The sequence below is a fragment of the Rathayibacter sp. AY1H3 genome (assembly GCF_002932015.1).
This window is the reverse complement of the sequence record NZ_PSUU01000075.1, coordinates 1-8,167: the sequence shown is the minus strand read 5'-3', so window position 1 is coordinate 8,167 and position 8,167 is coordinate 1. Positions and strand designations below refer to the sequence as shown.

Below are 8,167 nucleotides of genomic sequence, written 5' to 3'. Positions count from 1 at the left end.
GGCGGCGCCGGTCAGTCCTCGCGGACGTGCCAGGACTGTCCGTACCCGCCGTCGGCCTCGGGGCGGGCCATCAGCTCGAGGAACGGGTCGGCGCTGAACGCCTCCGGCCCGAGCACTCCGGCGCCGGTCCACACGCCGGTCGCGAGGAGCTCGAGGGCGACCACCGGGTTGAGCGCCGTCTGCCAGACCACGCACTGGGTGCCGTACTCGGCCATCGTCCACTCGTTGTCGCTCACGTGGTAGAGGTACACCTCGCGGCGGGCGCCGTCCTTCGTGCCCGAGACGAAGAGGCCGGCGCAGGTCCTGCCCGTCATCCGCGGGCCGATGCCGGCGGGGTCGGGCAGGGCGGCGGCGACGACGTCGCGCGGCGAGACCTCGACGGGACCGCCGGCCGAGCGGACCCGCAAGGGCTCGGTGCTGTCGAGGCCGAGGAGGTGGAGGGTGCGCAGGACGCCGATGAACTGCTCGCCGAGGCCGTACTTGAAGGTGACCTTCTTCGCGTCGAGCCAGCGCGGCATCAGCAGCACCTCCTCGTGCTCGACGTTCACGCACTCGACCGGGCCGATGCCCTCGGGGAACTCGAACACCTCCGGCTCCGAGAAGGGGGCGGTGGTGTACCAGCCGCGGTCGCGCTCGAACACCACCGGCGGGTTCAGGCACTCCTCGATCGTGGTCCAGATGGAGAAGGACGGAGCGAAGATCTCGCGGCCGTCCGCGTCGTGCACGACGAGGTTCGCGCCGTCGCGCACTCCGAGCTCGTCGATCTCGTCGAAGAGGTGGTCGGAGGCGTAGCGGGCGAAGACGTCGGAGAGTCCCGGCTCCACGCCCATGCCCACCAGGGCGAGGCGGCCGCGGGAGGACCACTCCTCCGCCGCGGCGAACTGCTCGTCGCCGAGCTTGAGCCCCGTCAGCTCGTGGGGCCGCTCGGGGTGCGGGAGCGAGAGGCTCATCGCCATGTCGAGGTAGTCGGCCTCGGCGGCGAGCGCTCCGGCGAAGATCGTCGGGACGAAGCGCGGCTCGACGGCGTTCATCACGTGGGTCGCCCCGTGCGCGCGGGCGACGGTCTCGACGTTCTCGGCGTCGGAGGCGTCGATCCGCGCGGCGACGAAGCGGTCGTCGGCACCGTGCCGCTCCGCGATCCAGGCGACCGTGCGCTCGGCGCGAGCGAGGTCGTAGTCGCAGACGATGATCTGCTCGAAGAAGGAGCGGCGCGCGGCGATCTTCGCGAAGGCGTCGCCGACGCCGCCGGCGCCGACCAGGAGGATTCTCATGGGGACACCGTAGCGACGGATCGCGTCGTCCACCATGCCGAGCACCGACGGAATCGGAGCGGAGCGCGCCTTTAGGCCACCGGATCCGTCACGGGGCGGCCCGCTCCCCCTGCTCGAGCAGGCGGAGGAAGCCGGAGAGGTGCCCGAGGCCGGTCAGCGAGGTCGGGAGCGAGGCGGCGAGCGCCGGCGAGTGCACCAGGTACGCCGCCCACTTCGCGCGCGAGACCGCGACGTTCAGGCGGTTGGGCAGGAGGAGGAACTCCATTCCGCGCGGGACGTCGGCCCCGGAGGACGCGGCGAGCGACACGATGGCGACCACCGCCTCCCTGCCCTGGAAGAGGTCGACCGTGCCGACCGGCGTCTCCTCGAGGCCCGCGGCGTCGAGGGCGGTGCGGAGGAGCCCGCCCTGGGCGTTGTAGGGCGCGACGACGATGACGTCGGCCGCGGTCAGCGTCCGCTCGCCGTGCTCGTCGGTCCAGGCGCGGCCGACGAGGGAGAGGGCGATCTTGACGACGCGCCTCGCCTCGTCCGGCGAGGAGGTGGTGTCGCCCGCGTGCTCGACCGGGACGGAGTGCACGCCCGGCTCGACCCCCTCGAGGTGGCGCACCTGCGGCGCCCGCGACCGCAGCGCGCCCTCATAGGAGAGCTCGGAGACGGCGTCGGAGAGCGCCGGGTGCATCCGGTGGGTCTGCGCGAGGAAGTAGCCGTACTCCGGCGGGAGGACGTCGTGCCCGTCGGCGAGCCAGCCGAGCGCCGACTCGTCGACCGGCTCCGGGTGCGCGCCCTGGCTCACCTGGGGCAGCTGCTGCGGGTCGCCGAGCAGGAGCAGGCGCTGGGCGGAGACGGCCGACGCGATCGTCGGGGCGAGCGAGAACTGCCCGGCCTCGTCGACCACCAGGAGGTCGAGCGAGCGGCGCGGCACGGTGACCGGGTTCGCGAAGGTCCAGGCGGTGCCGCCGATGACGCAGCCGCCGCCCTCCTCGAGGACCGCGGTGAGTGCCGCCGCGTTCTTCACCGGCGCCCAGGGCGCCGCCTCGAGCGCCTCGGGCGATGTGCCGTTCTTGGGCACCTTCGCCACGCGGGAGGGATCGACGCCGCGGCCGACGACGGCGCTCAGCACGTTCTCGACCACCGAGTGCGATTGGCCGACCACGCCGATGCGCCAGCCGTGCTCGTTCACCAGCCGTGCGATCACGTGGGAGCCGACGTAGGTCTTCCCGGTGCCGGGCGGACCCTGCACCGCGAGGGTCGCCCGGTCGAGTCCGAGCAGAGTGGTGACGACCGCGCCGATCACGTCGTCGCCCTGCACAGGAGCGACGGCTCCCGGCGGCACGCGGCGGAGGACGTCGAGCGCCGGGTCGGCCAGCATCGCGGGCAGCGCGTCGAGGACCTCGCCGCCCCACTCCGCGATCGCCTCGGGCTGGGGCGCGGCGCGCGGCGGCGGCGCGGGGGCGAGGGCGACCGGAGCGTCGTCGTGCGGATCCTCCCCCGCCTTCAGGCCCTCCTTGAGGAGCAGGACGATCCGCTCCCCGTCGTCGTCGACCGCGAGGATCTCGGAGCGCTCGGAGGCGCCGCGCAGACCGGGACCGGGCGAGGGCGCACCAGGGGGCGCCGGGGCCTCGTAGACCAGGTACGGCGACGAGCCGGTGCCGAGCCGGCTGCCGGGAGCGAGCCGGCCGAGGATCCGCAGCTCGCGCGACTGCGTGCGGGCGCGCGGGAGCTTCGCCCAGTCGCGGACGACCTCGACCCGGTCGATCATCACGACGTCGCGGGTGTCCGCCCACTCGTCCAGCGGCTGCCGGAGGCGGTCGAAGTGCTCCTGCCAGAAGGTCTTGGCCTCGCGGCGGTGGTAGTCGATCGCCGCGCCGGCGAGGGCGAGCGCGGTCTGGTCGGCCGTGCGCTCGCGCGGCTCGATCCCCTCGACCTGCGCCAGCAGTGCGACCGCGACCGGGTGCGGCTCGCGGGGCACGGGGATCTCGACCTCGAGCAGCGGCGGCAGCTCCTCGCGCGGCGGAGCGAGCTCCAGGAGCCAGTCGCGCAGGCGGAGCGTGGAGCGGCAGTCGTAGGCGTTGTACTCGGCGACGAGGTCGAGCCCGCGCTGCCCCTCGACAGGATCGACCCTCTGTGCGGCGCGCGCCTCCACGTACATCTCGATGCTGTCGGCGGCGTTCGTGACGCCGGACGCGTCCCGCTCCTCCTCGCCCATGTAGAGCGGCTCCAGCTTCTTGAGCGAGTAGCTGCGCGAGCCCACGCGGAGCGCCCGCCGCACCACCGGGTACAGGTCGACCAGGACGCCGTCGCGCAGGAGCGCGTCGACCTCCTCCTCGCCGACCCCGTGGCGGAGCGCGAGCGAGAGCAGGTGGCTGCGCTCGTAGGAGGCGTAGTGGTAGACGTGCATCCGGGGGTGCTCGACCCGGCGCGCCTGCAGGAGCGCGAGGAAGTCGAGGAGCGCCCGGCGCTCGGCCGCGAGGTCGTGCGCCCAGAGCGCGGTGAAGCGCTCCTGGTCGTCGACCATGCCGAAGAGGTAGTCGAGGCCCCACTCGCGGTTGTCCTCGGTGTGGAGCGGGTCGCCCTCGAAGTCGAAGAAGAGGTCCCCCGGGTCGGGGGCGGGCAGCCCGGCGAGCACGGAGGCGTCGATCACCTCGACGGCCGGCACCGGCGAGGACTCCGACCGCAGCTGCAGCCGCGCCTGGGCGCGCAGGCCCTCGAGCGTGCCCGCGCTCAGCCCGGGGACGGGGCCGTCGTGCTCGGCGAGCGCGTCGAGGGTGAGCACGCCGGCCGCCCCGAGCTTCGCCCGCTGGTCGAGCCGCATCCCGGCGACGAGGATCGGATCGCGGTGCGCCTGGACCTCGGGCGCGCAGACCGAGCAGCGTCCGCAGGAGGGGTAGCGCGGATCGCCCCACGCCAGCGTCTCGTCGGCGGCGAGGCGCTCGTCGAGCACGGCGCGGAGCCGGGCGCGCTGCACGCGCTGGACCGGGGCGACGACGGCCAGCTCGTGGCTGGTGACGGAGCCGTCGCCGAGCACGAGGTGCACCTGCTCCCCCACGCGGATGCCGCGGGCCTGCATCTGCTCGGCGTAGGCGGCGAGCTGCAGCAGCGCCGGGATCTTCGCGTGCCGGGCGAGCTTGGTGTCGTAGACCTCGTAGGCGCCGTCGGCGGTGCGGAGGAGGAAGTCCGAGAAGCCCAGGAACTCGCCGTCGAAGAAGGTGGCCTGGTAGAGCACGTCGACCCCGGCGCGCATCGCCTCGACGGCCGCCTCGGCCGCCGCGGGGTAGCCGGCGGGCTCGGGGCGCTCGAACTCGAGCACCTCGTGCGTGCGCTTCAGCTCGGCGAGGAAGCGGTGCTCGTGCTCGTCGCCGAGCACCGCGGTGCGCTCGAGCATCCCGTCCCTCTCGGCCTCGAGGCGCGGGGCGCGGCCCAGCAGGGCGTCGAACCGGCGGAGAACCGCCCACTCGCAGGCCGCCCAGTTCGACAGGTCGGTGGGGCTCGTGACCACGCGGCCGGACTCCAGGTACACGCGACTCCTTCCGCGACCACCGGGCGGCGATCGGCTCCAGGCTAGGGCGCCCCTCCGACACTCGTGCGGCCGCGGCCACCACCCGCACCGCTCCGGCTCCGCGTGGCAGGCTGGGCCGATGACCCGCGCGCGCTTCGAGATCATCCCGGCCGACGACATCGGCGAGCGCGCCGCGCGGGCGTTCCCGGACCCCTCCGCGGTGACGCTGACCGTGACGAGCCTGCCGAAGCACGGGACCGAGCGGACCGTGGACTGCGCGGTCGCGCTGGCCGGGCGCGGGTTCCGCGTGGTGCCCCACCTGGCGGCGCGGAACGTCGAGGGCCGCGCCGCACTCGAGCGGGTCCTCGGGCGGATGGGCGAGGCGGGGATCGACGAGGCGTTCGTGATCTCGGGCGACGCGTCCTCGGCGGCCGGCACCTACTCCACGAGCCTCGAGCTCATCCGCGACGCCCGCGAGATCTCACCCGGGCTGGCCCTGGACATCGCAGGCTATCCCGAGGGCCACCCGCACCTCTCCGACGAGAGCATCGAGCGGCACCTGCGCGAGCGCGCTCCGTTCATCCGCTCGATCGTCACGCAGATGTGCTTCGACGTGGACGCGGTGGTCCGCTACGCCGATCGGCTCCGCGCGACGGGGATCACGGTCGATCTGTGGGCGGGCGTGCCGGGGCCGGTCGAGCGCTCGCGGCTGCTGACGCTGGGCGCGCGGATCGGAGTGGGCTCCTCGCTCGGCTTCCTGAAGCGGAGCACCTCGGTGGCCGGCGGGCTCCTCCGCGGACGCCGCTTCGACCCGTCCGCGTTCGTCGCGCGCCTGGAAGCGGCGGCGGGCGACCGCCTCGCGGGCCTGCACGTCTACACCTTCAACGAGCTCGACTCCCTCGCCGCCTTCGGCTGATCGGCGAGCCTCCGCGCTCCTCGGGCGCCGACCCTCAGGGGCTCGAAGCCCTCGCGGGGAGCGCTGCGCCGGTCAGGTGGTGCGGCGGATCCAGATCGGCGGGTGCGGGAGCTCGGCCTCGGTGCGCAGGCGGCCGGCGAGCGGGGCCCAGACCACGAGCGCCACGCCGATCCCGAGCAGCAGGCCGCCGACGGTGTCGCTCAGCCAGTGGGCGCCGAGGTAGGTGCGGCTCGCCATCATCGCCACGGTGTACAGGAAGCCCGCGATCCAGACCCACAGCAGCGGGAACACCAGGGCCAGCACCATCGCCGTCGTCGCCGCGTTGGCGGTGTGGCCGGACGGGAAGGAGCCGTAGTCGCTGGTGACGAGCATGTCGGCCGGGCGGGCGCGTCCCACCAGCTCCTTGACGAGCTGAGTGGCGCCCACGCTGACCAGCGCGGCGATCGCGTAGTAGAGCGCCGCCCACCGCCTGCGGAACACCAGCAGCACGGCGACGATGCCGAGCGGGATGAGCGTGGTGCCGACGAGCCCCGCTCCGACCGTGTTCATGACGAGGGCCGGGATGTCCCAGACCGGCGAGCGGTGCTCGACGATCTCGTCCATCCACTCCACGTCGAAGCGGAAGGCCGAGGTGGGGCGGAAGGCGATCAGCACAGCGAGCAGCACCGTGAGCAGGATCGCGAGCGACGCGGAGATCAGCGGCCAGCGGCGGGAGACCCGGTGGGCCGCCTCCTTCGTCAGCAGCCGGGCGGCGACGTCGTCGGACGGCACCTGCTCGCGCATCCGCGCACGCTGGACGGCGTCGGGGCGCGCGATTCCGGGCTCGGTCGACAGGCGGTCGTCGCGGTGATCCATCCGGACATGATGCCGTCACCCGGCGTTCCCCCGCTGGGGGTTGCGGGGCGGCGCGGCCGACCGATCGGAAGACCGGCGTCCGCGCGGCGGGGTTCATGACAGGGTTCGAGCGGCCTTGCGGATCCCCGGCCTTCCCCCGCGGGGGTTCGCGGCGCGCCTCAGCCGGCCGCGCGGGCCAGGCGGGCGGCGCGGAGGGCGTCGAGCCGGGTCGGCTCGGAGGAGCGCGCGAGGAGCCGCGCGGCGACGGCGCTCACGCGGGAGTCGTCCGAGGCGGAGGCCCGCTCGAGGGCGGCGGCCGCGTCGGGAGCGGTGATCGAGCCGAGCGCCATCACGGCCGAGACCGCGAGCGCGGAGTCGTCGCTGCCGGCGGCCCCGTCCAGCGCGTCGACGGCAGGACGCGCGTCGTCGCCCAGGTAGCCGAGCGCGGCGGCGGCGTGACGCCGGACCGGCGCGGACCCCTCGCGGAGAGCCTGCTCCAGACCGGGGACGGCCGCGGCGCCGAAGGAGGCGAGGACGTCGGTGAGCACGTTCTGCGCCTCCGCGTCGTCGTCGCCGAGCAGGCCGAGCAGGACCGGCAGGGCGCGCTCGTCGCCGAGGCGGCCCAGCGCGAAGCGGGCCTTCGCGGCGACGGCGGGCTCGGAGTCGGCGGCCAGCGGGGCGATGTCGTCGAGCGTCGCCGGGTCGAGGATCTTGCTGAGCACGTGCAGCGCCTGCGTGCGCACCCGGGGCTCGCGGCCGAGCGCCTCGCGGGCGACGGGGACGGCGGCGGAGCCGAGGCGGCCGAGCGACCAGGTGAGCACGTCGCGGACGAAGAAGTCGGGCTCCTCCCACAGGTGCGCGGCGAGGGGCTCGGCGGTGGCGGGCTCGGCGAGCTCGCCCAGGGTCATCGCCGCGCGGAGGCGGACGTCGCGGTCGGGGTCGGAGAGCTCGGCGAGCAGGGCGGAGGAGTCGCGGGAGGACATGGGAGGGGACTGTAGCAGCGGCGCTCGGGAGCGGATCCAGCGAGGGCCGGAACGCCCGGGAGGAGCCGCAGGAGCGGGGCGTGCCGGACCGCCGGGACCCGGAGCCGAGCGCTCAGTCCTGCAGCGCCGGGACGCTCCTCGGCCGGACGATCAGCCAGAGCGCCAGGATCGACACGGTCGCCGTCGACATCATCACCACGGCCATCGGCACGGCCGAGCCGGCGCCGAAGACCCCCGAGATCGGCGACAGCAGTCCGGCGGTGCCGAAGTTCACCGCTCCGAGCAGCGACGCGGCCGTCCCCGCCTCCCGGCCGTGGTTGACCAGGCCGAGGACCTGCACGCACGGGAAGCTGAAGCCGCAGGACGCGATGAAGAACCACAGCGGGACGAGCGTGCCCCAGAGCCCCAGCCCGAGCACGTCGAAGAGGGCGATCAGGCCGGCGGAGGTGAACAGCGTCAGCGTCGTGATCGCGAGGATCCACTGCGGCCCGATCCTCCGGCTGAGGTAGGAGGACGCCTGCACGCCGAGGACGACGCCGAGCGAATTCACGGCGAAGAGCAGTCCGTACTGCTGCGCGTCGAATCCGTAGAGGCCCTGGAACAGGAACGAGGAGCTGGAGAGGTAGGTGAACAGGCCGGCGAAGGTCATGCCCCCGATCACCGCCAC

At 74.3% G+C, this 8,167-nt stretch carries 6 protein-coding genes; 1 reads left to right on the top strand and 5 read right to left on the bottom strand.

Annotated elements, in window-relative coordinates; translation table 11 throughout:
• Positions 1-11: 11 nt before the first annotated feature.
• Together C5C33_RS17650 and C5C33_RS17645 are read right to left on the bottom strand one after the other, a co-directional pair.
• Positions 12-1,271, bottom strand: a complete 1,260-nt coding sequence (locus C5C33_RS17650) for a saccharopine dehydrogenase family protein (RefSeq protein ID WP_104251121.1) — start codon at positions 1,269-1,271, stop codon at positions 12-14.
• Between the two features lie 88 nt (positions 1,272-1,359).
• On the bottom strand, positions 1,360-4,788 hold the full coding sequence (locus C5C33_RS17645; protein WP_104261754.1) for a bifunctional RecB family nuclease/DEAD/DEAH box helicase: 3,429 nt from the start codon (positions 4,786-4,788) through the stop codon (positions 1,360-1,362).
• A 118-nt stretch (positions 4,789-4,906) separates the two neighbouring features.
• On the opposite strand from C5C33_RS17645, the gene C5C33_RS17640 reads away from it, so the two are divergent.
• Positions 4,907-5,683, top strand: coding sequence for a methylenetetrahydrofolate reductase (locus C5C33_RS17640; RefSeq protein ID WP_104258262.1), 777 nt, complete (start codon positions 4,907-4,909; stop codon positions 5,681-5,683).
• A 72-nt stretch (positions 5,684-5,755) separates the two neighbouring features.
• Here C5C33_RS17640 and C5C33_RS17635 read toward each other — a convergent pair whose 3' ends face one another.
• The 3 genes from C5C33_RS17635 to C5C33_RS17625 all read right to left on the bottom strand — a co-directional run.
• Positions 5,756-6,538 carry a phosphatase PAP2 family protein gene (locus tag C5C33_RS17635; protein WP_244229597.1) on the bottom strand — a complete coding sequence of 261 codons (783 nt, stop codon included), beginning with the start codon at positions 6,536-6,538 and terminating at the stop codon, positions 5,756-5,758.
• Between the two features lie 158 nt (positions 6,539-6,696).
• The gene (locus C5C33_RS17630; protein WP_104261753.1) at positions 6,697-7,500 is read right to left on the bottom strand and encodes a HEAT repeat domain-containing protein; all 804 of its coding nucleotides are present in this window, start codon (positions 7,498-7,500) and stop codon (positions 6,697-6,699) included.
• A 112-nt stretch (positions 7,501-7,612) separates the two neighbouring features.
• Positions 7,613-8,167 (bottom strand): MFS transporter (locus C5C33_RS17625; RefSeq protein WP_146085821.1); only part of this gene is annotated, 555 nt, incomplete at its 5' end.

Coding starts and splice junctions, on each gene's coding strand:
- C5C33_RS17650 (WP_104251121.1), bottom strand. CDS start 1,271: ATGAGAATCCTCCTGGTCGGCGCCGGCGGCGTCGGCGACGCCTTCGCG.
- C5C33_RS17640 (WP_104258262.1), top strand. CDS start 4,907: ATGACCCGCGCGCGCTTCGAGATCATCCCGGCCGACGACATCGGCGAG.
- C5C33_RS17635 (WP_244229597.1), bottom strand. CDS start 6,538: ATGGATCACCGCGACGACCGCCTGTCGACCGAGCCCGGAATCGCGCGC.
- C5C33_RS17630 (WP_104261753.1), bottom strand. CDS start 7,500: ATGTCCTCCCGCGACTCCTCCGCCCTGCTCGCCGAGCTCTCCGACCCC.